The sequence below is a fragment of the Alcaligenes phenolicus genome (assembly GCF_032063905.1).
Classification (GTDB): Bacteria; Pseudomonadota; Gammaproteobacteria; order Burkholderiales; family Burkholderiaceae_B; genus Alcaligenes; species Alcaligenes phenolicus.
In genome coordinates this window covers 169,214-191,659 of the sequence record NZ_DAMBOE010000010.1, presented here as the reverse complement: position 1 = coordinate 191,659, position 22,446 = coordinate 169,214, and the positions used below count along the sequence as shown (strand labels likewise).

25 protein-coding genes are annotated in these 22,446 nt (G+C 55.6%); 23 read left to right on the top strand and 2 right to left on the bottom strand.

The annotated features are described in order from the left end of the window. The 21 genes from U2949_RS18235 to U2949_RS18140 all read left to right on the top strand — a co-directional run bounded on the left by U2949_RS18235 (position 1) and on the right by U2949_RS18140 (position 19,793). A complete protein-coding gene (locus U2949_RS18235) occupies positions 1–1,050 on the top strand; it encodes a head maturation protease, ClpP-related (RefSeq protein ID WP_021446719.1) in 1,050 nt (349 codons plus the stop codon). A gap of 14 nt (positions 1,051–1,064) precedes the next feature. Continuing rightward, positions 1,065–1,418: a head decoration protein gene (locus U2949_RS18230; RefSeq protein ID WP_321289240.1), complete on the top strand. Its 354-nt coding sequence runs from the start codon at positions 1,065–1,067 to the stop codon at positions 1,416–1,418. A gap of 64 nt (positions 1,419–1,482) precedes the next feature. Further along, the gene (locus U2949_RS18225) at positions 1,483–2,481 is read left to right on the top strand and encodes a major capsid protein (RefSeq protein ID WP_009459039.1); all 999 of its coding nucleotides are present in this window, start codon (positions 1,483–1,485) and stop codon (positions 2,479–2,481) included. A 1-nt stretch (position 2,482) separates the two neighbouring features. Continuing rightward, entirely contained in the window at positions 2,483–2,809 is a 327-nt protein-coding gene (locus U2949_RS18220) for a head-tail joining protein (protein ID WP_321289237.1), read from the top strand. After that, positions 2,806–3,225, top strand: a complete 420-nt coding sequence (locus U2949_RS18215; protein ID WP_321289235.1) for a hypothetical protein — start codon at positions 2,806–2,808, stop codon at positions 3,223–3,225. The genes U2949_RS18220 and U2949_RS18215 overlap by 4 nt, the downstream gene beginning before the upstream one ends. A gap of 215 nt (positions 3,226–3,440) precedes the next feature. Beyond that, the gene (locus tag U2949_RS18210; RefSeq protein WP_009459047.1) at positions 3,441–4,370 is read left to right on the top strand and encodes a phage tail tube protein; all 930 of its coding nucleotides are present in this window, start codon (positions 3,441–3,443) and stop codon (positions 4,368–4,370) included. Between the two features lie 24 nt (positions 4,371–4,394). Next, positions 4,395–4,805, top strand: coding sequence for a phage tail assembly chaperone (locus U2949_RS18205; protein WP_321289233.1), 411 nt, complete (start codon positions 4,395–4,397; stop codon positions 4,803–4,805). A gap of 68 nt (positions 4,806–4,873) precedes the next feature. Continuing rightward, a complete protein-coding gene (locus U2949_RS18750; protein WP_222653334.1) occupies positions 4,874–5,176 on the top strand; it encodes a DUF1799 domain-containing protein in 303 nt (100 codons plus the stop codon). A gap of 5 nt (positions 5,177–5,181) precedes the next feature. Further along, complete coding sequence (locus tag U2949_RS18200) at positions 5,182–8,499, top strand: phage tail tape measure protein (protein ID WP_321289230.1); 3,318 nt, start codon at positions 5,182–5,184, stop codon at positions 8,497–8,499. Positions 8,500–9,125: 626 nt separating this feature from the next. Further along, entirely contained in the window at positions 9,126–9,701 is a 576-nt protein-coding gene (locus tag U2949_RS18195) for a hypothetical protein (protein WP_222668344.1), read from the top strand. Further along, the gene (locus tag U2949_RS18190) at positions 9,698–10,096 is read left to right on the top strand and encodes a DUF6950 family protein (RefSeq protein ID WP_321289229.1); all 399 of its coding nucleotides are present in this window, start codon (positions 9,698–9,700) and stop codon (positions 10,094–10,096) included. Before U2949_RS18195 ends, U2949_RS18190 begins: the two co-directional genes overlap by 4 nt. Positions 10,097–10,098: 2 nt before the next feature. Next, positions 10,099–15,288 (top strand): phage tail protein, encoded by a 5,190-nt coding sequence (locus U2949_RS18185; protein ID WP_321289227.1) that lies wholly within the window; start codon positions 10,099–10,101, stop codon positions 15,286–15,288. Between the two features lie 3 nt (positions 15,289–15,291). Beyond that, the gene (locus U2949_RS18180) at positions 15,292–15,666 is read left to right on the top strand and encodes a hypothetical protein (RefSeq protein ID WP_321289225.1); all 375 of its coding nucleotides are present in this window, start codon (positions 15,292–15,294) and stop codon (positions 15,664–15,666) included. Continuing rightward, positions 15,641–15,832, top strand: coding sequence for a hypothetical protein (locus U2949_RS18175; protein ID WP_321289223.1), 192 nt, complete (start codon positions 15,641–15,643; stop codon positions 15,830–15,832). Before U2949_RS18180 ends, U2949_RS18175 begins: the two co-directional genes overlap by 26 nt. Before the next feature lie 24 nt (positions 15,833–15,856). Further along, a complete protein-coding gene (locus U2949_RS18170; protein WP_321289221.1) occupies positions 15,857–16,069 on the top strand; it encodes a hypothetical protein in 213 nt (70 codons plus the stop codon). Next, positions 16,056–17,624, top strand: a complete 1,569-nt coding sequence (locus tag U2949_RS18165; protein ID WP_321289219.1) for a hypothetical protein — start codon at positions 16,056–16,058, stop codon at positions 17,622–17,624. Before U2949_RS18170 ends, U2949_RS18165 begins: the two co-directional genes overlap by 14 nt. After that, positions 17,621–18,031: a hypothetical protein gene (locus tag U2949_RS18160; protein ID WP_321289217.1), complete on the top strand. Its 411-nt coding sequence runs from the start codon at positions 17,621–17,623 to the stop codon at positions 18,029–18,031. The genes U2949_RS18165 and U2949_RS18160 overlap by 4 nt, the downstream gene beginning before the upstream one ends. Further along, entirely contained in the window at positions 18,015–18,449 is a 435-nt protein-coding gene (locus U2949_RS18155) for a DUF4376 domain-containing protein (RefSeq protein WP_321289215.1), read from the top strand. Before U2949_RS18160 ends, U2949_RS18155 begins: the two co-directional genes overlap by 17 nt. Positions 18,450–18,529: 80 nt before the next feature. After that, positions 18,530–18,931: a hypothetical protein gene (locus U2949_RS18150; protein ID WP_258307787.1), complete on the top strand. Its 402-nt coding sequence runs from the start codon at positions 18,530–18,532 to the stop codon at positions 18,929–18,931. Next, the gene (locus U2949_RS18145; protein WP_321289211.1) at positions 18,928–19,548 is read left to right on the top strand and encodes a transglycosylase SLT domain-containing protein; all 621 of its coding nucleotides are present in this window, start codon (positions 18,928–18,930) and stop codon (positions 19,546–19,548) included. Before U2949_RS18150 ends, U2949_RS18145 begins: the two co-directional genes overlap by 4 nt. Then, positions 19,545–19,793 carry a hypothetical protein gene (locus tag U2949_RS18140; protein ID WP_321289209.1) on the top strand — a complete coding sequence of 83 codons (249 nt, stop codon included), beginning with the start codon at positions 19,545–19,547 and terminating at the stop codon, positions 19,791–19,793. The genes U2949_RS18145 and U2949_RS18140 overlap by 4 nt, the downstream gene beginning before the upstream one ends. A gap of 199 nt (positions 19,794–19,992) precedes the next feature. Here U2949_RS18140 and U2949_RS18135 read toward each other — a convergent pair whose 3' ends face one another. Then, positions 19,993–20,163, bottom strand: a complete 171-nt coding sequence (locus tag U2949_RS18135) for a DUF2158 domain-containing protein (protein WP_221079897.1) — start codon at positions 20,161–20,163, stop codon at positions 19,993–19,995. A gap of 180 nt (positions 20,164–20,343) precedes the next feature. Beyond that, positions 20,344–20,526, bottom strand: coding sequence for a YodC family protein (locus U2949_RS18745; RefSeq protein ID WP_035267762.1), 183 nt, complete (start codon positions 20,524–20,526; stop codon positions 20,344–20,346). Between the two features lie 166 nt (positions 20,527–20,692). Between U2949_RS18745 and U2949_RS18130 the strand changes: the two genes are divergently transcribed. Together U2949_RS18130 and U2949_RS18125 are read left to right on the top strand one after the other, a co-directional pair. Next, positions 20,693–20,926 (top strand): hypothetical protein, encoded by a 234-nt coding sequence (locus U2949_RS18130; RefSeq protein WP_321289205.1) that lies wholly within the window; start codon positions 20,693–20,695, stop codon positions 20,924–20,926. 505 nt (positions 20,927–21,431) lie between these two features. Beyond that, positions 21,432–22,343: an MBL fold metallo-hydrolase gene (locus U2949_RS18125; protein ID WP_321289203.1), complete on the top strand. Its 912-nt coding sequence runs from the start codon at positions 21,432–21,434 to the stop codon at positions 22,341–22,343. Positions 22,344–22,446: the final 103 nt, after the last annotated feature.

The following is a 22,446-nucleotide window of genomic DNA, read 5'->3' as shown; positions in this document are numbered from 1 at the left end:
ATGGCTAAAAAATGGTACTCAATCAAAGCAAAGGGAGCGGGTCAGAAGAAAGTCGCTCAGGTGCGCATCTACGATGAAATTGGTCCTTGGGGGAAAACCGCCAATCAGTTCTGCGAAGAACTGGCCGCGGCTGTTGTCGGCGCAAGCAAAATTGTTGTGCCGATCAATAGTCTTGGTGGTGATGTGTTTGCTGCAAATGCAATCTTTAACGAGCTAATGCGCCATGAGCTGCCGGTGGAAACCCGAGTAGATGGCGTGGCCGCTTCGGCGGCTTCATTGATATTTATGGCGGGTGACGAGCGGATCATGCCTGAGAACGCCACGCTAATGGTGCATAACGCCTGGACGATTGCGGCAGGTACCGCAGATGATCTGCGCGATACGGCAGAGATGATGGATAAGGTTCGGGAAGGCATTGTGTCCGCATATCGCCGAAGCGGTCAGTCAGAAGAAAGTGTCGTTGAAATGATGGATGCAACAACGTGGATGACCGCTCTAGATGCGCAGGCACTAGGGTTTTGCACGGCTATTGAAGAGCCTGTAAAGCTGGTTGCATCCGCGAACATTGAAGACGCCTTGGATCGCATGAGGGATGTTCCTGCTGCGCTAAGAACTCAGCTTTTGGCGGCGGCTAATGCTGCCGCAGAACCAGAACTAACGCCTCCAGCCCCTCAGGATGCAGCAACTCTTGCTGCCAAGATCTATGCGCAAAGTCGTGAGCGCGGAATCCCTCAATTGGCTGAGGCTGTTTTGTTGTCGGGTGGGCTGGGGGGCGCAGACGCGGCAACCGCTCGCCTAGAAGCCGCAGAACAAATCGCTGTCTTGTGTGCATCGGTCAAGCTGCAGGACAAGGCGACAGAGTTCGTGTCAGCAGGTTTGTCGGTCGAGCAGGTGCGTGCTCGACTTTTTGAGCATGTAGTGACTGCGGCGGACTCAATTGATATCAGCAATTTGCAGCGCGACCAGCCCTCCCATAGTTCATCGGTCCCGGAGCGGAGCGGGCCGAATCCTCAGGCGATCTACGCCAAGCGTAAAGCCCTCTCCGCATAACCAGGAGTAATCACATGCCTTTTATTGAACAGAAACCCCGTACGGCAGATTTCCTGCTGTCAGAAGCCAATGGTTCCCGCTCTCGCGAGACGGGAGAGATGGCACCTACTGCAACCGCGATCTATGCCGGCCAAATCCTGGCATTGAACGCTGATGGCCGCTACGTGCCATTTGCGGGTAAGGGCGATGAGCCGGACTCCCCTGTCAAAGCGGTCGGGGTGTTGTATGCCAATGTCCCCGCATCCGATGAACCCCAGGCTGTGGTGGTTATTCGGCGCGATGCTGAGGTGGCTGGTGAGCTGCTTTTTGGCCTGGATGCTGATGCGACCACGGACTTGCAAGAAGTCGGCGTGATCGTTCGCAACTAACTTCAACCTATCGCAAACAAACTCCAGGCCGCCTAGCGGTCTTTATTTATTTTCAGGAGCCGTAATGGCAAATATCAATATTTTTCAGGATGAGGCGTTCTCCGTCCCTAACCTGACCGCTGCTATTAACGAGACCCCTTATGTGCCTGGCCGCATCGGCGCTCTGGGCCTGTTCGCGGAAGAGGGCATTCCGACGGTTGTCGCACAAATCGAGTATGACGGTCAGACTGTCGGGTTGGTCGCTGCCAAGCCGCGCGGTAGTGACGGTTCGTCCGTGACTTTGGCGGGTCGACGGATTATCCCAATCAACACGGTGCACTTGCCAGAGCGCTCGACCATGATGGCCGACGAGATCCAAGGGATTCGTGCGTTCGGCTCCGAGTCCGAGCTGGAGACGGCAGAGTCGCGTGTACAGAAATACTTGAAGAAACACCGTCTTCAGCTGGATATGACCCATGAGCACCATCGCTTAGGTGCCATTAAGGGGAAAATTCTCGATTCCGATGGCAAGACGGTCCTTTTGGATATTTACGATACGTTTGGCATCACTCAGGCCGAGTACAACATGGAGCTCGGTACTGCCGGCACCATCGTACGCACTAAGTGTTCCGACGTGTTGGACAAGATTGAAGAAGCTTTAGGTGCCGCGCCGATGCAGGGAGCTCGGGCCCTGTGCGGCAAAAATTTCTGGAACTCACTGATCGAGCACAAAAGCGTGCGCGAGACATTTCTGAATACTCAGCAGGCGGCTGAGCTGCGCGGCAAAGCGCCTGACAGTTTTGAACTCGGCGGTATTACTTTCGAGCGCTATCGTGGTCGTGTAGCTGGCAAACCGTTTGTGGGTGATGACGAGGCCTACGCTTTCCCTGAGGGCGTGCCCGATTTCTTCATCACACGATTCGCACCTGCCGATTACATGGAAACTGTGAATACAGACGGCTTGCCGTACTACAGCCGTGTGGAGCCCTTGCGGATGGGTAAGGGATTGGAGATTGAAAGTCAGTCCAACCCATTGCATATCTCTACTCGACCTAAGGCCATTATCAAGCTGCTGCGAGCCTGATATGTGGGACAACTCGGTCTTTGATCGGGCTTTCGACCAGGCGGGCATGCGTCAAACCGTTGTTCGCCTGGTCGACGGACAGCCCGCAAGTAAGCCGTTTCAGGCTCGCTTTGATCGCCCACAGCAGATTGTTCTTGACGGCGATGTTCACACCACTGAGTACTCGATTGAGTTCACCACATCCGATTTACAACCTGCACTTGAGTATGCCGAAGTGCTGCGAGTGGAAGTCTCCAAGGGGCAGTTTCAGGACTTCCGCGTGAAGCAGGAGCCGTTGGTCCAAGGTGACGGCTACTGGACCAGAGCAGAGCTGGGGATCATCAAGTGAAAACACGAGTTCAGTTGTATGTCGAAGGCGTGCGAGCCGCACTGCGCGCCGCGCCTGGGTTCCCTGCCAAGGTAGAAGACTCGCCTGTACGCGCCCATACATTTGTCCAGGACAGGGTTATCACTGTCCAGCCCGGCTCGGAAACGGTGACCGAGGGGGCGACGCCCCGCGTAAACCGGATTCGTGAGATCCACCTACTGGTGCATACAGCAGGTGATAACGGGCTTGATTTGTCGGAGTCGATCTTTGGGGCAGCCCATCCCATTGTGATGAGTTTTTCTGGCCCAGGCCTTGTGCAGGTCCAAGAGCTGCGCACCGATGAGCCGCGCTACGCCAATGGCGATCTGGAGCGGCAGGTGATCACAAAGCGCTACCTGTTCTATTACCAAACCGCTGACGACTCTCTCAGCGAGTAGGAGCAATCATGAAAGAAACAAGTCCCGTGGCTGAGCGGGAGGCTGAAGTGTTGCCTCCAGATTCGGTGCATGCGGCCGGGCCTGTGGCAGCAGCTCAGAGTCCTGGCCGTGGTGGGAGCTACGTTCGCAACAAGCAAACTGGCGTTCTGAAGCGGGTCCAGTACACGGAAACGTGTAAAGACTGCGTGCTGACGCCAACTCAAAAGGGGTAGTTCATGGCTAAGTCTGCCAAGAAAACACTGTTGATGGCCAAGCTGCAGACTGCAGCAGGTACAGAGGCGGTACCGACCGGCGCAACAGATTCGATTCTGCTGCGCAATCTTACGGCCACACCGTTGAGCACAGAAACCGTAGAGCGTGCCTTGCTGCGTCCCTATATGGGCAACGCGGGTCAAATCGTGACTACGGTGTACACGCAGATCGAGGGCGAAGTGGAGTTGGCCGGTTCGGGTACGCCAGGCAAGGCCCCTGCATGGGGCGGCCTGTTGCGAGGCTGCGGATTTGCTGAAGTTGTTGAAGACGCAGAAGTGGTCTACACGCCGGTGTCTGACGATTTCGAGATGCTGACGTTGCATTACTACCTTGATGGCTTGTTCCACAAGATCACTGATGCGCGGGGTACAGTGTCCTTTGATATCAGTGCCAAAGGCATTCCGTTCATGCGCTTCCGATTTATGGGCGTGTACCACCCGATTACCGATCAAGCCGCGCCCACTGATGTGGACTTCAGTGCTTTCCAGACTCCGCTGGGTGTGAACAAAAAGAACACTCCACAGTGGAGCCTGGGCGGGTACAGCGGTTGCTTGCAGTCCTTGAATTTGGATCTGGCCAACTCACTGGTTTGGCGCTCCCTGATTAGCTGCGAAGGCGCAGAAATTACCGACCGTCAGCCCACCGGTCAAATCTCGCTGGAATTGCCCAAAATTGCAGACCTGAACTGGCCTGAAATGGTACGAAACGCCGTCCTGCAGCCGCTTTCGATCACACATGGCACGCAGCCAGGCAACATCGTCACCCTCAGCGCACCTGGTGCGCAACTGAGTGAACCTTCGTACTCCGAAGCCGACAACGTGGCCATGCTCGGTATGAACATGAGCCTGCAGCCTGGCCAGGGCAATGACGATATCAAGATCGTCGTCTCGTAAACCTACTTTCATTCCGAGGTCATCATGAGTTTCAAAATCGCCCAGCGCCCTGTGGTGGGTTACCCCGTGTCCATCTCTGTCTATGACGAGAAAGGTAAAACGCAAAAGCTGGAATTTATCGCGCAGTACAAGCGCTCGAAACGGCCTGAGCTGCAAGGCCTTATTGCGGCTGCTCGTAACTTGGCACGAAAAAATGCCGGTCTGGAGCCAATCGCTGAAGAAGGTGGTAAGCCGAAAGAATGGCCCTATGTCGCCGACGAGGACTTTTTCAAGGCCCATGTGTGTGGCTGGGTTGGCGTTAAAGGCGAGGACGGCAAAGACCTGGCGTTCTCGCACGAGGCTTTAGCCGATCTGCTCACGGAGTATCCCGAGTTTCATCAGCCGTTGTTTGACGGCTTTTTTAGTGCACACATTGGGGCCCGCGCAAAAAACTAATTGAGGCCGCTCGTCACTGGGCAAAAGGCTGGCGCTCGAAGTCTGATGACTTTGAGCCTGATGCTCTGGTGCTTGAGGCACTCAAAGCAGCCGGTGCGCCTGATGCAGTGATTCAACGCGTTCAGCAAGAAGAGCGCACCGACTATGAAGTGTGGCCTGAAAACGAAGCGGTTGTTGAGGCTTTCCTTCACTTGTCTAGCTGTTGGACCGTAGTCATTCCCCCGATGGGGGATCTTCTCTACTTCGGTCTGCCTTCCACAGAAATTGAATCGACTTTACGTCTTTTGGGGTTTCCCAGGCGCAAGCGTGCCCGAGTGTTTCGATATCTCAAGGATATGGAACGAGCGGCCCTATCTGTTTTTTATGAGTAGCGGGTATGACAGATCGAGTTATTGGCGTAACGCTCAAGGGTAACGCCTCCCAGCTCCAGCAGACCTTTGCGTCTGGGGCAATGGCCGCCAGCAATTTTGGTGCGGTTGTTGAAAAGGCTATGGGACAGGCCAAAGCGGCCAACCGTGACTACGCCTCTTCGACAAAAGGGGCTGTCAGCGCCCTGGAGGAAGTGCGGGGCCTGGTCAAAGGTGTAGCGGCTGGCTTCTCCATTATGAAGCTGATTGATACAGCGGACGAATGGGGACAGTATGCGAGCCGAGTGGAGATGGCCACGCGCAGTGCTGAAGAGTTTGGTCACGCCCAGGAGCGGTTGGCAAAGTCTGCTGCTGTCACGTACCGCTCGCTCGCTGAAACCCGTGAGGGCTTTATCAATATGTCTCCCCCCTTGCGGGAGTTGGGGCTGTCGCTCGACCAATCGATTGATGCAATCGATACCTTCTCCGGCCTGCTGGTGACGAACGCAGCCAGCGCTGAGAAAGGTAAGTCCGCCATTGGTGCCCTTTCTACTGCGATGCAGAAGGGCAAGCTGGATGCCAACGGCTGGGGCACGATTCTGAGCACGATGCCCTCGATTGTGGATCTGCTGGCGCAGTCCATGGGGCGCAGTGCAGCTGAGATTCGTCGCCTTGGGGCAGAGGGGAAACTGACCGCCAAGGACTTGGCAAAGGCGCTGGTCGAAGGGAATGCTGAGGTCATCAAGCAAGTTGAGTTGATGCCCACGACGGTGCGGGACGCCTTTGGCCGTCTGGCCGCCGTTGCAACGGAGTTCCTTGGCAAGAATAACGAAGCAATCGGTGTGACGGCTACGCTCGCCGCTGGTATTGATTTCCTGGCACAGAACTTTGATTTGTTGGCCACGGCTGTTGGTCTGGTGGCCGCGGTTCACGCAGCACGGTTTGTCGGAGCTCAGTACGAGGCGGCTAAGGCATTGTGGGTGACCACAACGGCATCGATTGCGCAGCAGCGTTCATTAATCGCGCTTTCGGCAGGGATTGCTGGCACGAGTCAGACAGCGGTGATTGCCTACGGCGCAATGGCGATGGCAGCGCGAACAGCGAGCGCTGCGATGTCGTTAGTAGGTGGTCCTGCAGGCTTGGTGACTCTGGCCCTGAGCGCTGGTGCGATTGCATGGATGAATTGGGGCAATGCAACCGAGAGTTCGATTAGGTCAATCAATGCTGCGAAGCGCCCTCTGAAAGAGCTAGAGGAAGATTTTGCCAAGCTGAACGCTACGCAGCGGAACGGCATGATTTTATCTATCGAGAAGGAGATAGAGGAAGAAGGAGCCAAAGCGAAAGAGGCTGCTAAGGAGATTAAGCGGGAGTTGAATTGGGTAATGGCAGAAAGCCCGCTAGCGGGTACAAATGCTATTCGTGGATTTTTGTCAGGGCTCAATGACATTGCAGCCTCGACCGAGACAGCAGCGGTAAAGTCTGAGCGATTAAGGTCTTCATTGGATGGATTGAAGGGCATTGTTCCAGCGGAGGTTATAAAAACGCTGGAGCGTGCGGTGCAAAGCCTTGCTCAGGCAGGGGAGAATGTCGAGGATCTCAAGCGAAAGGCTGCCGGGTTGGTGGATAGTGCCTCCGGGATTACTGCATTGTCAGACTCGTTTAAGGGGATGGCTGAGGCAGATTTCAGCAAGTTGATTACAGGCCTGACCGAAAGTCTGGCAGTAATCGGGATGAGTGCGCAGCAGGCCGAGGAATATAGAGCAAAGCTTCGTGGGGCGACGGACGAGCAGGCTGCTTTGGCTGGCGTTTTGGCAGGAATGGCCGAGACGGCGAATAAGCTGCAGAAAGCCACCGCAGATAAAGATGCTAAGGCTCAAGAGGGAGCGAAAGCACTGCTATCCGCCTTAGTAGCCCAGGAGGTCCAATTAGTAGCCAACATTGCGAGTGCTGCTGAATATGCCCGCTTGATTGCGTTGGGCGTGAGTCCTATACGGGCGGCTCTTGATGCTGATGAGCTTGGGGAGAAAAAAGGGGCAGAGGCTCAAGAAAAAGCACTGGCCAGAGTTAAGGCCATACAGGACAACATTGCAGCCAATACCAAACTGACCAGAAAGGGCGCAGGCTCTAAGAAGCAGGACGAGGGCGAGCGCCTGCTGAAGCAGATGAAGGAACGCCTGGCTCTGCTTGGTAAAGAGACCGAATACGAAAAGTTGCTGGCAAACATTTCTTCGGGGGCGGTCAAATTTCACAAGGGGTCTATGGAGGAAGAGGCCAAGAGGCTTGCCAAGCAACTTGATGATAAGCAACGTCAAATTGATCTGGAGAAAACCCTTAAGACACTAAGGGAGGAGCAAAGCGTCACGCAGCGTGAGTTCATGCGTGAGCTTGACGCCTTTGGGAAGGGCGACTGGGCAAACGGCGTTATCGAGGCGCTTTCTTCTGTAGAGGAGCGATACCGGCAGATCATTCGTGATCGGCAAAATTCACCACATGGCTTAAGCCAGGATGAGCTGAAGGCGATTCAAGAATCGCTACACGAAGAACTGATCATGGTGCGGGATCACTATGCTCAGTTGAAAAAGCTGCAGGGTGATTGGAGCCTAGGCGCAAGTAGCGCACTTCAAAACTATGCGGATCAGGCTGCGAACCTCTTTGAGTCCGTTGGGAACATGGTTTCTAACGTCTTCTCTGGTATGGAGGGGGCGTTGGTGCAGTTTGTTCGAACAGGGAAGATGGACTTTAAGAGTCTGGCCGACTCCATCATCAGTGACATGATGCGTATCGCCATTCAGCAGAACGTCACGGGGCCGCTCGCTGGATTGCTCAGCGCTGGAATTGGCGCACTGTTTGGTGCGGGGACGGCCGGCACCAACCTTACCGAAGGAAGTTTAGCTGGCGCAACGTGGGGTGCAGTGATGCCAGTTGGTGGAGGGGCGGCCAGCGGCCTGACGGGGATTGGTACGTTTTCTGGGTTTAGTGTTGGTGGCTACACAGGTGAAGGAGGGCGGTATGAGCCAGCTGGCATTGTGCATAAAGGAGAGGGGGTACTCAATCAAGATGACATGAGGGCGATAGGGGGTGAGTCTGGGTTCAATCGTCTCCGGCAGGCGCTCCGTGGTCCTGGACACTCTTTAGGCGGTTTGGGCGGAAAGCCATCCCTACCGATTTCGTTATCTTCCAGTTCTCCGAATCGGCCTCGCCAGGAGCCTGGTGTAGTGATTAACTCAACTGTCAATGCAGCCCCTGGAACTGATGTAGCTGCGCTGAACGCTGCTTTAGATGAACGTGATGCTCAACTTATGGGCACTATTTTTGAAGAGCTGCGCCGAGGCCGAGTAGAGATCTAATACCTCTTTTAGGTGTTTTTTTCTGGGTTTGTCATGAAAGTAAAAGTATGGCCACCAGGGGTTGTTCCTGAGTCTGTAGATGTCGGTTTGCAGCAGGACGTTCAAAGAACCCGATCACGGTCTGGTAAATACAGTACGTTCGAGATGCCAGGGGCATCATGGGAAATGACTTTGACCTTCCCAAACTCGGCTGAGTGGTTGGATCGCCCCAAAGTGGAGGCTTTAATCACCAGTCTGCGCGGAGGTGCCAATCGTTTGTCCGCACCCCACTTTGGGCGGCCTGTTCCAAACGGTACTTTGCGTGGAGCTCCTCGCGTGGCGGAAGTGGCGACCAGTGGTGCTGGAGTCATAAAGTTGAAGGATTGTAATGGCTCCTTGAGAGCTGGCGACTTTATTGGAGTAGCGGGACAGTTGTTTATGGTAGAGGATGATGTCACGCCGGTAGCAGGACACCTAACGGTTGCCGTAAATCCTGCTGTACGACAGTCGTTGGCTGTGAATACTTCCGTAGTGTGGGACAGTCCCCATGTTCTTTGGATTTTGAAGGAACAGGATGCAGTGAAGTTTCCCTATAAAGGTGGGCGCTCTCGTCCTGGGTTTTCAATTGAGTTGGTTGAGGACTGGATATGAGTCGAGGTCTCAGTACAGCACAGCTTTCTGCGGCCTCTGCCGCACATCGTATGGCGATCGCCCTGGTGGAGCTGCATTTCAAGGCTGGGCTTTTGTCCTTGGCATTGTCTCCATGGGACCTAACCCATGGCGGAGTGACATATCAGCGTACTGGTCAGTTACTGAAGATTGATGCGGCGCATGAGTCATCCAAATCTTTTGAAGGGATAAAGCTCACAATGGCTGGCTTGGATGTTTCGATAATGGCTCTGGCCGCTGACGAACCCTATCGAGGCCGACTTGTCCGGGTTCTGAAGGCATATATCAATCCTGAGGATGGGGTGCTTATTGGTGCGCCTGTTGTCCAGTTCGTGGGGCGCATTCGGAGCATGCCGATTCAAGAGACAAATGATACGTGTACGGTTGCTGTTCTGGCTGAGCATTACGAAGCGGAACTACAGCGTCCAGCCCCGCTACGATTGAATAATGCTGATCAGCAGCGCCTCTATCCAGGTGATAGAGGGGCTGAGTATGCCGACCAGCTTGAGGATAAGACCGTTGTATGGCCGACCAAAGAGGCGTTGATGAAATGATGAAACGACGTCCTGATTGGCCTGAGAAACTGGCCACCTTTATAGAAACCCGCCGCGAGCGGGTTTTTTCATGGGGTGAGCAAGATTGTGCGTTGCTGGCTGCTGACGCGGTGCTGGAGATGACAGGGGTTGATTTGGCCTCTGGGCTGCGTGGTTATAAATCTGCGCGCGACGCGGCCGCTCGGATCGAGAAAGCCGGTGGCATGCGCGGCTTCGTGGCATCTCTGCCCCAGAAGCACCCCGGCCTAGCCCAGCGAGGTGATCTAGTCCTGGTTGACCTTGAAGGTCGTGAAACTTTTGGGGTCGTAGTGGGCAATGGGTACTGGTGTGGCCCAGGACAAGATGGCTTGGTATTTCGACCCATGTCGGAAGTTGAAACTGTGTTCGAGGTGTAAATATGCCAGCAGTGGGAGCGGCGATTGCTGCAGCGTTGACCAAAGCGGCCGTGATGAAGTTCGTTGCGACGGTGGCCTTGTCGCTTGCGCTGGGTGCTTATCAGCAGAGCCAAGCGCGCAGAAAAGCCAGAGCGCAAGAGCGTGCTCAGCGCGATGCTTACAACAACAGCTTGAAAGATCGGCATGTGACGGTTCGTTCAGGTGTCTCTACGCGTCAGTATGTGCTGGGAACGGTGCGAGTCGGTGGCACGCTCATGCATATCGAAGCCAACGGCCAAGACAATACTGCCTTGGACTCCGTGTTGGCCTTGGCTGGAAACAAATGCGAGCTGGTCGGGTATTACGTCGGAGACGAGTATGTGACGCCCGCACAATTTCCCGGTGAAAAATATGGCAATCGCAAGCAAGTAGGGAAGACCCGCACTCATTTTGTCCCTCAAGGCACGAGCACGGTGTCCATCGACCTAGGTGAAGAAATTCTGGCCGACAGCGTTAAACCAGTGAACTGGTTCATTGGGGATAGATCTCCGACTAGTTTCGGGCCCGTGACTGTGACCGGTACGACGGTCGAATTTGAATCCACGTCCGAGAAGGGCGGCCGTATTCTGATTATCTATAAGACGTACGAAGCTGAAAAGCTGCGTGTGATTTATAAGGATGGTGACCCTAACCAATTTACCAGCGGCTGGGATGATGTTGAGACGCCGCTCTGGACGCTTGAGGATCATCGCTTGCGTGGGGTGGCTTATCTACGGACGTTGAACCTGTGGGATGAGGATATTTATCACTCGGGCGCGCCTCAGATGGGGGCTGTCCTCAAGGGTGGCTGGGTAGGTGGGCATCGTTTCTTCGACCCGCGTACAAACACGTATCCGGCATACACGGCTAACCCGGCTCTCATTGCAGCGTGGTGGATGACGCTGCCTCGTGGTCGAGGTGGGATGGGTATCCCTGAGTCATGGATTGATTGGCCCTATGTTTCCATGGCGGCCAATATCTGTGATGAGTGGATTATCGTGCGCAAGCTGGATGGAGATGGTTATGACTCCATCCGGCGTTACGAGTGTCACACACTTCTGGATACCGCCAATCCGCCCGTAGACAACCTCAATATTGTCATGTCGTCCATGGCTGGTGAGTATGTGTTTACAGCGGGCAAGTATCGTATTTTTGCAGGCGCCTTTCGTACCGCCACGATAACGATTACAGATGATGATGTGGTTGGCGATAAAGACATCGTCATGGATAAGTCCGGGCAGGATGATGCGCCTGCCAATATCGTGACTTCGACATTTGTGAATGCTGCTCGGAACTGGTTGGAGTCCAGCCCTCGCCCCATTCGCAATGAAAGGTATATCTCTGATGATGGGGCCGAGTCACCGCTTGATATTTCGTTGCCGGCTACGACCGATGAAAGGCATGCAGCTTACTTGATGGGAGTGATGCTGGAGTCAGCGCGGCCGGCGTTTGCTGGCGAGATCACGGTGCTCGGTGTCGGAGAAGATATTTCGGTCCTGGACACCTTGCGCTTGCAGTTATCGAATCGACCGCAGTACGAGGGGCGAACATTCCAGGTCGTCAACCGCATTGATAATTGGGACGGTACGTTCAAACTAACACTCCAAGAGATCCGGCCCAATATTTGGCAGCTCGATCCGGATACGTTCTTGCCCACTGATCCGACTCCTGTGCCCGATACGAGTTATCTGTGGAATATTGCTCCTGTTTCTGGCTTTGCTGTTTCGCCTCAGAAGCCGCAATCATTGACTGATGGGAAGGCAACCGTTCGGGTTGACCTGTCCTGGGGGCTTCACCCGCAGCCTTACGTGCGGGAGGGTGGACGTATAGAAACCCGCTACCGTGCGCCAGGCGGGGAGTGGATTTGGAATCCAGCGGTTGCTGGCGACGCACTGGGTACGTCTTTTACTGCAGTTCTTGAAGACGGGATTACCTACCAATATCAGGCCCGCGCTGTAAGTGGACTAGGCGCGACATCCAACTGGACGGATGGGTGGGATGATTATGATGGGTTGATTGGGGCTCCTCCCGCCTTAACTGGGCTGTCTACCGAGAGCCTTCTTTCTGGGATTAATGTTTTTTGGACCTTTCCCGGAACACGTAATGCTTTGCGACACACGGAAATCCGGTTCAGTGTGAGCGATAGGTTTGACGATGCCGCTTTAATGGGGCATTTTGCCTGGCCGACAGATCGCGGCACCTTGCTCAAGCTCGTGCCGGGTGCCAAGTTCTGGTTCTGGGGCCGTTTGGTTGATGAGAACGGCACACCAGGGCCTTGGCATCCATCACCCGATAAACCGGGTGTTCTGGGTGAGGCAAGCACGGATATTGACCTGATCCAAGGTCTGATCACCGAGGAGATCGTCGCCGGCGGCCTGGGCGAGCTGATCATGGGCGACATCCGGGACATTCCGAACATCCGTGATGCGGTGGACGAGATCAGCGTCGATCTGGGCGAGCTGAATGGTCGGGTAGACGAGATCAACGGCCAGGTCCAGGAGTTGCTGAGCGCGGGCGAGTGGGATCCGGCCGTCGCGTATGCGGTGGGCACGGTGGTGTTTGCCGACGGCAAAATGTACCGCGCCAAAAAGGCCGTACCGGCCGGAACGCCTGTATCGGATGCTGCACACTGGGAGCTGATCGGTGATTACGCCTCGATCGCGGACGGCCTGGCCGCGCTCGCCGTGCAGGCGCAGGAGACGATCAGCCGTGTGGAGAATGCCGAGGGCCTGATTCAGGCCAACGCCGAGCAGATCAGCACGGTCGCCGGTCAGGTCAACAATCCTGAAACGGGCCTGGGCGCTCTGGGGTCGGCAGTGCAGTCCATGCGGACTCAGGTTGGCCAATTGCAGGACGGCCTGCAATCCCTGTCTGAGGCCACGACTGCGCTGTCCAGCCGCGTCGATGGGCTTGACCAGGCCCAGCAGGGGCTGGCGACGGCTGTCAGCTCGCTGGGCACGCGAGTCGCGGCCACCGAGGGCCAGCTGGACAGTCAGGCCAGCAGCATCACGCAGTTAGGCGCGAGCGTCACGAATGCCGACGCCAAGGCGGTCGCTGCTCAGCAAGCTGCCGCCGCCGCAGCGGATGCGGCTGGCGCTAAAGGCGAAGTGATTTTCAGCAGCACGGCCCCGCCCGCCGCTAAGCGCCTGGCTCAAAACCTGTGGATCGATACCGCGGGCAATGCGAATACGCCTAAGCGCTGGAATGGCTCGGCGTGGGTGGCCGTCACAGATAAAGCGGCAACGGATGCGGCCGCGGCTGCGGCTGTTGCGAAAGCGGCCGCCGACGCTGCCCAGGCCATTGCGAGTCAGAAGGCCGACGCCAGCACAGTTCAGGCCTTAACGAACCGGGTGACGGCGACGGAGCAGGGCCTGATGGCCCAGGGCGAGAGCGTGACGAAGATTGATGCCCGGCTGGCCGCTGGCCTTGATAGTGACTCGCTACTGCCCGATTACATGATGGCCAACCCCGACAGCTGGTATAGCTACTATACCAGCCAGCCAGACCTGTCGGGCAATTTCGCGACGATCTCTGACGGGGTTGTTTCTCCGACGGTATTCCGTTGGACGTCTACCGAACGAAATTTTAATTTCAGCAAAACAACCCTGCCTATTGCAGATCAGTACCGGATTAGAGCGTGGATGCGGCGGTCTGCTAACTCTGACGGAACTATGCGGATTACCTACAAGTACCGCAAAACGACAGATGGGGACTCAGGAGTACAGGCCAACTACAGCGCTGTTGATGTTACTGCTCAGGTTCCTGCTGATGGGCAGTGGCATCTCGTTGATTTTCTGTACAAAGCGAACCCTGTTTTTTTGGAGCATGGGTTCACAGGCGTTCGGTTCGGGTTCGCCATTAACCACATCAATACGGCAGGCTGGGCTGAGATCCAGGGCTACCGCGTCACACGGGTAGCGCAGGGCGCCGACATCAACCCCGAGGAGGTTGCCACAGCCCAGTCCGTTACCAGCTTGAGCGGCACAGTCACCCAGCAGGGCAACACGATCACGTCTCAGGGGCAGGATCTGACGGCGTTGCAGAACACGGTCAACGACCCGAGCACGGGCTTGGCCGCCACGGCAGGCGCGCTGAACGACACGAACAGCCGGGTCACCAGCATTGAGGGCAAGCAGGAGGCGCAGGCCACCAACCAGCTCGTTCTGAACGCCGAGGTGAAACGGTTGCAGTCTGACGAGGATGCGTACCTGGAGAGTGTGCTCAACCAGTGGCAGACGCAGGCCAATCTGTCCGAGTTCAAGAGCGTGCAGGCTGACGAGAACCGTGCCCTGGCAGAGTCGATCACTACCCTGACAGCTGTGATCGGACAGGACTCTGCCGCCGTTGAGGAGATCATGCGGTCTCTGGTCGAGCTGGATGGCAGAATCGCCGCCTCCTGGGGCCTGAAGCTGCAAACGAATCAGAATGGGGTGAAATACGTTGCCGGCGTGGGCCTGGACCTGACCAACGAATCGGGCGTGATGCAGTCTACGTTCGCGGTCCTGGCCGATCGGTTCGCTGTCATGCACGCGGTCAACGGTAGCCCGACGACGGTGTTTTCCGTTCAGGGTGGGACGAGCATCTTGAATTCCGCTCTGATTGGGAATGCGTCGATCGGCGAGGCGAAAATTGCGGACGCCGCAATTTCGCGGGCCAAGATCCAGGGTGCCGCCATTGGAGAGGCCCAAATCGAGAATGCAGCGATCACGAATGCAAAAATCCGAGACGCCGCCATATCGTCCGCGAAGATCGGTGATGCACAGGTTGAAACGCTCAAGCTGGCGGGGAATGCAGTCACGATTCACGCATCGGTCACCGCACCATATTTTTCGCCCGGTTATGTTCTAGTCGAGAGGGCTGTCAATCTGGCCTTCTACCTGCCGTACGCGGCTGATATCACGTTGATCGCAAACGTTGAGCCATTCACGATTTTTAATGGCAGCGGAGCGCGAGATGCATTCAGCGATATCTGGTACGACAACGGGGGCTACATCATTGCGCGGGTTGCCTCTGTACGCGACCTGAACTCCGTGTTATCGACAGGCGGGTCGGCAACATTCAAGGGCTGGCTGGCTGCCGGTCCGCATTCGATTACGATGCGACAGAAACCCAGTCTGGGCGGAAATACGGTGTTCCCCGCTGCGTCGATGGTCGCGCTGATAGCTATGAGGTGATAGATGAGAACAGTTTCATTGTTCAACCGCGAGGGACGATTTCATGCGGTTGTGTCGGGGCCTGATGCGTTCGTCGTGCAGCCTACGTTGCAGAGCTGGCCTGGGCAATGGGCAGAAGGGCAGCTGGATGACTCATGGTGGTTCTACGGTGGCGAGGCGCGCCAGCGTCAGGCGTGCCCAGTCGTAATAGACGGTCTAGTCCTGCGCGGAGTTCGTCCCGGCAGCACCATCATCATTGAGGGTGAGCAGTACGAGTGCGAAGAGGGCGGCGACGTGGAGCTGTCGTTCCAGTATCCAGGCATGTATGAGGTCACGGTCACGCGCTGGCCGTATCTTGATGGGAGGTTCAACGTTGAAAATCCACCACCAGCCGAATAATCACGCCGAGCGCCGACGGGCTGAGTACCCCGACATCGGGGATCAGCTCGATGCGGTCTACAAGCTGGCCCAGCATTTGCAGGAGCAGGGCCAGCGACTACCGCCCGATGTTGAGCAGTGGGTGGCCCAATGCCGGGCCGTCAAACAAAAGTATCCAGCCGCCTAGCGCGGCTTTTTTTATGGGAACGCCATGAACATTCATCACTCCATCGCCCAGGTATTCGAGAACAACATGGGCAACCGAATCACGCCGGAGCTCGCCGGTGGCATGATCCGCAGCCTGATCGACATCCTGGCTGCCGGCGTGCAGCAGCGGGCCGACGTGGACCCGGCAGGCGAACCTGTACAGTCGGCTGGCCAGGGGCATCCTGACGAACAGGAGGGCGACAATGGCCTGGTATGACACAGGGACGGTCAACGTCACCGCGAACAGCGCCACCGTGACGGGCGTAGGCACGCAGTGGCTCGCCGGCGCGCGTCGGGGGGAGGCATTCGTTGCCCCGGATGGCCGTTTGTATGAGGTGCTGAACATTGCCTCGAACACGTCGCTGACGCTGACCAAACCGTACCGAGGAACGACCGCCACCGGCCAGCAGTATGCGCTGGCGCCAATGCAGGGGTACGTGAAGGAGCTGGCCGACCGCGCCGCGCAATTACTCAACGAGTACGGCCTGGCATCAGATGCGGAGGCGACGGCGCGCACCAGCAAGACAAAGGCTTTGACGCCCTACGGGCTGGGCCTAAATGTGCAATCAAGTCCGAATGACAATACAGTCGGTAAGCTACTTGCTGTTGGGAAGTCGTTTGGCCTGGGTAGTGTAGAGGCGGGGAGTAGTTATGATGTGTGGCCGTCCGCTTCTTTGAATAATCTGAATGTGCCGGCCGGCATTTATCTGCTGCCCCCTAACATTGCTGACCGGCCTCCAGAGATCGGTAACAACAATGCAGTAATATGGCACCGTCAAGCAGGAACTGCGGGTAGTCAGATAGTAGTATGGGGGTATGGTCAGCTAATTGTACGGGCTCGCACTTCCGGAAATTATTCTGCATGGCGCGAGTATCTGCAGGTGGGCCAATTTGGCCTGGGAAGCGTCGGAGTATCTAATGATTACGACAAGTGGCCGTCTGCTTCGCTCAATGATGTGAACGTGCCGTCTGGCATGTATTACGTTAACGGTTCAATAGCAGATAGGCCGACCACTGAAGACGGTATCGTCTGGCACAGGCAGGCGGGAAGTGCTGGCGGGCAAATTTATATTTCCGTCAATGGATTGCTGCTGCATCGGGCACGACGTTCCAGTGCATACCGCGCCTGGTCTACCGTCCTTAATGTCACCGATTTCGGACTAGGAGGCGGGACTGTCACCCCGCCAAACGGGCTCGATAGCGTTAACCCGTTTGGCTGGTACTACGCAGCTTCGCCCGTGCCAACCTGGGGTGGCGGTTCTTTCTTCCTGGATATGCCCTACAGCAGCAACCAGAACGCTGGCCTGCGACTCTCAACCGACCCCTACTCCGATAATTTCTATATGAACGGTGCAGTGTCTGGCCAAAAGACGTTCCGGGATGCGTGCAAGCTGGTCCACGATAAAAATATTGTTGGCTCTATCGCGGCTGGCTCAGTAATCGAGACAGGCTTTAATGCAAATGGGAAGTGGGCAAAATACGCGGACGGGACTCTGATTTGCTGGTCCCCCCCTATGACGTCAAAGTGGATAGATGGCACATCGGGAAGTCTTTGGGTGAGCGCTAGTAGCACTTGGACCTTTCCCATGGCTTTTATAAATCTTGATAACTACGTCCTACACATAGAAGCCACGACTAGCCTTCACCCTATTTGGGGCATGGTCGGGGAGAACAAAACAAATTCGTCGTGCCAGTGGAAACTGGCCAGCGGTTCTGAATGGAAAGAAGGTTTGCCCGCATACGGAGTTGCAATTGGAAGGTGGAAAGCATGATTATTACTTTGAAGTTGAACCCGCAAATCCCGTCCGGTGAGGTTCTGCCCCTGGTTGTCGAGCGGCTGGGGGAAGCGCTTGTAATTAATGGCGAAGTTCTGGACTTGTCCTTTATGTCTGTTGGTGATTCGCTGCCGCCTGGCTCGATAGATCACCCTTTGCTTGCAAGCGCCACGATTGAACGTGATGAGTCCGGATTTTTGATTGACGGCCTGCTTTTTCATATCGCAGCGGATCAAACAGACCTGGCATCGTGTTTCCCCGAGCCGGTGGTTATTGTCGAGGACGGCATTGTGCCTCTCCCTGCTCAAAGTCCACCGCCTCCACCACCGACCCCAGAGCCTTGCCCCGATTTGGAGCCTGGCGACACCCACCACATAGAGTCAGACGATGAACATCAAGATTGATACCAGTAAGCTGCGTACTGCCACCTTGAAGATGCAAGAGCATAAGGACGCCAAGATTGCATCCCTGTCCGCGGCATGTCGGCAGGCTATCACGGCAGGGTTTGAGTCCACTGCCTTGGGTCACCCCCATCTGTATCCCAGTAAAGAGACCGACCAGCTCAACCTGGCCGGTAGCGTGACCGATTCGCTACTGGCCGACCTGCCAGCAGACTGGGTAACGCCGTTCTGGTGCGCGGACTCCACTGGGGAGTGGGCCATGCGCCCGCACACCGCCACACAGATCCAGCAGGTTGGTCGAGAGGCCAAGGCTCGGATTCTGAGTTTGATGCAGCACAATGCGGCGCTGGCCGAGCAGGTCCAAATGGCGCCGGATAAGACGGCAGTCGACCAAATCATCTGGGAATACCCGGCCGCCTAAGCGGCTTTTTTTACGTCTGCTGCTTTTGCAGCGCTTCACGGGAGACAGCCATGCCGACCGTATTACACAAGGGGAAGGACTTGGAACCGACAAGCACGGGGACATCGGCGGCTGGTCTGGCCGTCTGGAAAGCAATGGGAGGAATAGCAGGGATGGGGGCCATCGGTGCGGGCTTGGCTACGCTGGTGGTGATGTGTATTTTGCGGCCGCGCACGCAGTCTGAATGGATTGTGGGCGTAGTCAGCACTGTGGTGGCGTCGATCTCTGGCGGTGCCGCTGTGATCCAGCAGTACGAGCTGCATCACTGGGCAAACAACCCGGTGGGCTTGGTGGCCATGCTTGGTCTGGCATTCGCATGCGGGTTGCCTGGGTGGGCCGTGGTGCGCTGGGCATTCAACTTTTTCGACAAGCGGCGAAAGGCTGACCTGCTTGAAGTCATGACAGAACTGCGCGAAGGTGCGATTGGAGGGAAAACAGAATGAAGTCGTTGTTGAGTTTGATCACGGGCCTGCTGGCCCTTTTTTTTCGTCCGCAGAAAACGGAGCCTGTACCCACTCCGGTTGAGACCAAGCCGCTGCGTCAGCTTGCTTGGGGACGAAAAGTGTCCCAGGCGTTCCGTGACCGCCTGTTCGAGATCTGTCAGATTCTAGGCGTGGAGCCAGACTATCTGATGGCGTGCATAGCGTTTGAGTCAGCGGAGACATTCAGCCCGTCGATTAAGAACGCCGCTGGCAGTGGGGCGACAGGATTGATCCAGTTCATGCCAGCTACAGCCCGTGGTCTGGGCACGACCACGGACGTGCTGTCGGGGATGACGGCCGAGCAGCAGCTTGAATGGGTGTTGGCGTATTTCATGCCTTACAAAGGCCGACTCAAGACACTGGCCGATGTGTATATGGCGATCCTCTGGCCAGCGGCCATTGGCAAGGCTGATGGCTGGACGCTGTGGGATAAAGCCAGCCGACCCACGACTTACCGACAGAATGCGGGTCTTGACCTGAATAAGGACGGCAAGATCACAAAAGCCGAAGCGGCGGCTAAGGTGCTGGCCAAGTTGGAGCGCGGGCGCGAGACGCAGTTTCAATGGGAGGGCGAATGATCGAAGTCATTATTGGTCAGATTTGGCCCTATTTGCTGGGCTTGCTCGCGCTCGCTGCCGGCTGGCTCACGGCCAAGCGAGCAGGGCGGCAGGAAGGGCGTCGCGAGGCGGAACAGAAACAGGAGCAGGCGGACATGGCCGCCGTGGAGGTATCGAGAGATGCAGCTGAAACGATTGAGCGCCTGGACGATGATGCTGTGCGTGATCGTGCTCGTCAGCGGATGCGCGACGCCGAGGGGCGGTAGCTACTGCGCCGCCGCACAGCGGCCGTTTCAGTGGCGATCTGACGCGGAGATCGACGCCACGCCCATCAGGGTAGTGCGCTATGTAGAGGTGGAAGCCGAGACGTGGAAGAGGTTGTGTTTGCAGTAAATACAGCAGAAGAGGTGGGGAATCTTTACACAAAAAAACCGCCAAAAGGCGGTTAGCGTCTCGTTGTACTAGCTAGTCTTTTACCAGCTCTAGAGCGGTGACTGGAATTGTCATTAAATTGTATTCACCAGCGACGAACCAAGAAACGCTGGCTTTATGATCAGAGGTAACTACCTCTACCGTCAGTTTAGGGCCGCCACTTTTTAAGGTGACAATGTTTCCAGGGGCAATCTGATCTGTCATGGCGCTCTACCAGTGGGATGAAAGTTAGTGTCATAAGTTTATAAGCCGAAAGAATAAACAATTCATTGTCATAGGTCAAACAAAATATAAAATGACAACAACGGCTGTTTGTTTGTGCGACTTTGCTCTCTAACTTATCTCAAACGCCAAATGCAGAAAACCGCCCGGAGGGCGGTCTATTTAAGGGTTTGTTAACTCTACCGCCATAAGGGCGAGAGCCGGAATTGACTGAGTCCTGGCCCTGTTGTCAATCACAAACCACATGCACTTTACGTCGCTGCCTTCTTGGCTCTTGTCAATAACTGTCATTTCAGGGCCACCACTTTTCAATTGGACTACATCGCCGACCTTGAACGTGCTCATGAAACCTCCCGCAAGTAAATAGAGGCCACAGTATGCCAACGGGTCGTTAAATTATCCAGAAAATTATTTCGATCGAAATATAATGGCTGTCCCAGCTTTGACTGCATTAGCTATAGTCTGGGTGGTGCACTGATCTTGCATCACGAAGATAATAATGGAGGCTGATATGCATTTTGAGATTAACGCTGGCCATCTGACCCCTACGTATGTATCCCTTGTAGCGAGTACCAACGAGGCTTGCATTCCCAGTGAAAAGTCACCGGGGGTGATGATTTACCAAAACATCGCGCCACATCATGCAGAAAGCCTCTTAAAGCTCTTGGAAGAGAAGGGGATTCCGTACAAGATTTCGATGGATGGCACCTGGCAGCGCTACAACGGAGCAAGCTGGGAGAGCTGAAAGCGGAGTAGAATTGGACGATTGCGGCAGTAATAATTAGTCCGATAATCTATTCAGTTGCTAATCGTCGTCCTAACGCCACAATCTGCAGGTCAGCATAGTGTAGATGGTTTGATGGTTGATGGTTTCTGTATGTAGTTGATATAAAAGAAATATCTAATCCCTTACAAGGCGTAGGTCGGGGGTTCGAACCCCTCAGCACCCACCATTTCTTTTGCTAGTCGAATCAAGCACTTAGGTAAAACTAAGTGCTTTTTTTGTGCCTGTTTGGGTTGTGTTTCAGGTCAATCCATACTAACGCTGCTCTATCAGGTTCGGGCCCTTGTGCTGCGATATAAGCATACTGAAACCATGTAAGTATTGGTAAGTCGCTTGCCGGAACGGCGTTGCCACGTAATCCCTGCTCATGAGGTGCTGCAAGCGTCCATCAGGCAGGGCAGGCGAACCAGCGTGGAGCTTGGCGTGTTGACTTTAAGGTGCAGAGGCGGTCAGTCAGGCTGGCACGATGAAGGTGACTCTATTGGGCACGGGTACGCCTGCACCGTATGCGGATCGAGCAGGCCCGGCAACGTTGGTACAGGCGGGCGGAGAAACTCTGCTGTTTGATACGGGGCGCGGGGTGGCGACGCGGCTATTTCAGAAAGGCGTTGTGCCCAATTCCATTACGGCGCATTTCTTCACGCATTTGCACTCGGATCACACCGTAGGTTTGCCAGACTTATGGCTGACGGGCTGGTTTGGTCGCCCTTGGCCAGGCCGGACAGTGCCTTTGCAGATATATGGTCCCAAGGGGACCAAGACCATGACGGATTACCTGCCCAAGGCGTATGACGAGGACATTCGTATCCGCGTGGAGGATCAGGGTCTGCCGGTGGAGGGCGTGACCTTTGTGACCCAGGAGTTTGAAAAGGGCGGGATGGTCTACAGCAAGAATGGGGTTACCGTGACAGCGGTAGAGGTTGATCATGGTGGCGAGGTGATTCCTGCCTTTGGCTTTATTGTGGAGTACGAAGACAAGAAGGTAGCGATCTCTGGGGATGCGATGTATGACAAGCGCCTGATTGATGCGGCCGCCAATGCAGATGTATTTGTGCATTCCGTGGCCCTGATTGATCCGGCGTTTTTGAAAGTCCGCCCTATCTTGAATGAAACGCTCAAGCATTTTGCAACACCGGAGCAGGTTGGGCAGGTCTTTGCCGAGAGCAAACCGTTGTTGGGAGCCTATACGCATATCGTGTTTTATTCGCCTGAGGGTGGAGCGAAGATCACTGAGCAAGTCTTGCTGGAGCGCACGCGCAGTTCTTATCAAGGCCCGGTTGTAGCTGGCCGTGACTTGATGGAGTTTACGGTTGAGGACAAGGCGGTCATCGCCTATGACGAGGCGGGCAAGGAACTGATGCAGGTACCACGTCGATGATCTTGATTCGAGCGGCCCGCGTTTGAAATTGAGGTACGGGGAGGGGAGTCAAGGGGCTATTTCTGCAACTTGTCTTGTCTCTCCCGCTTACACTGCCGCCGAC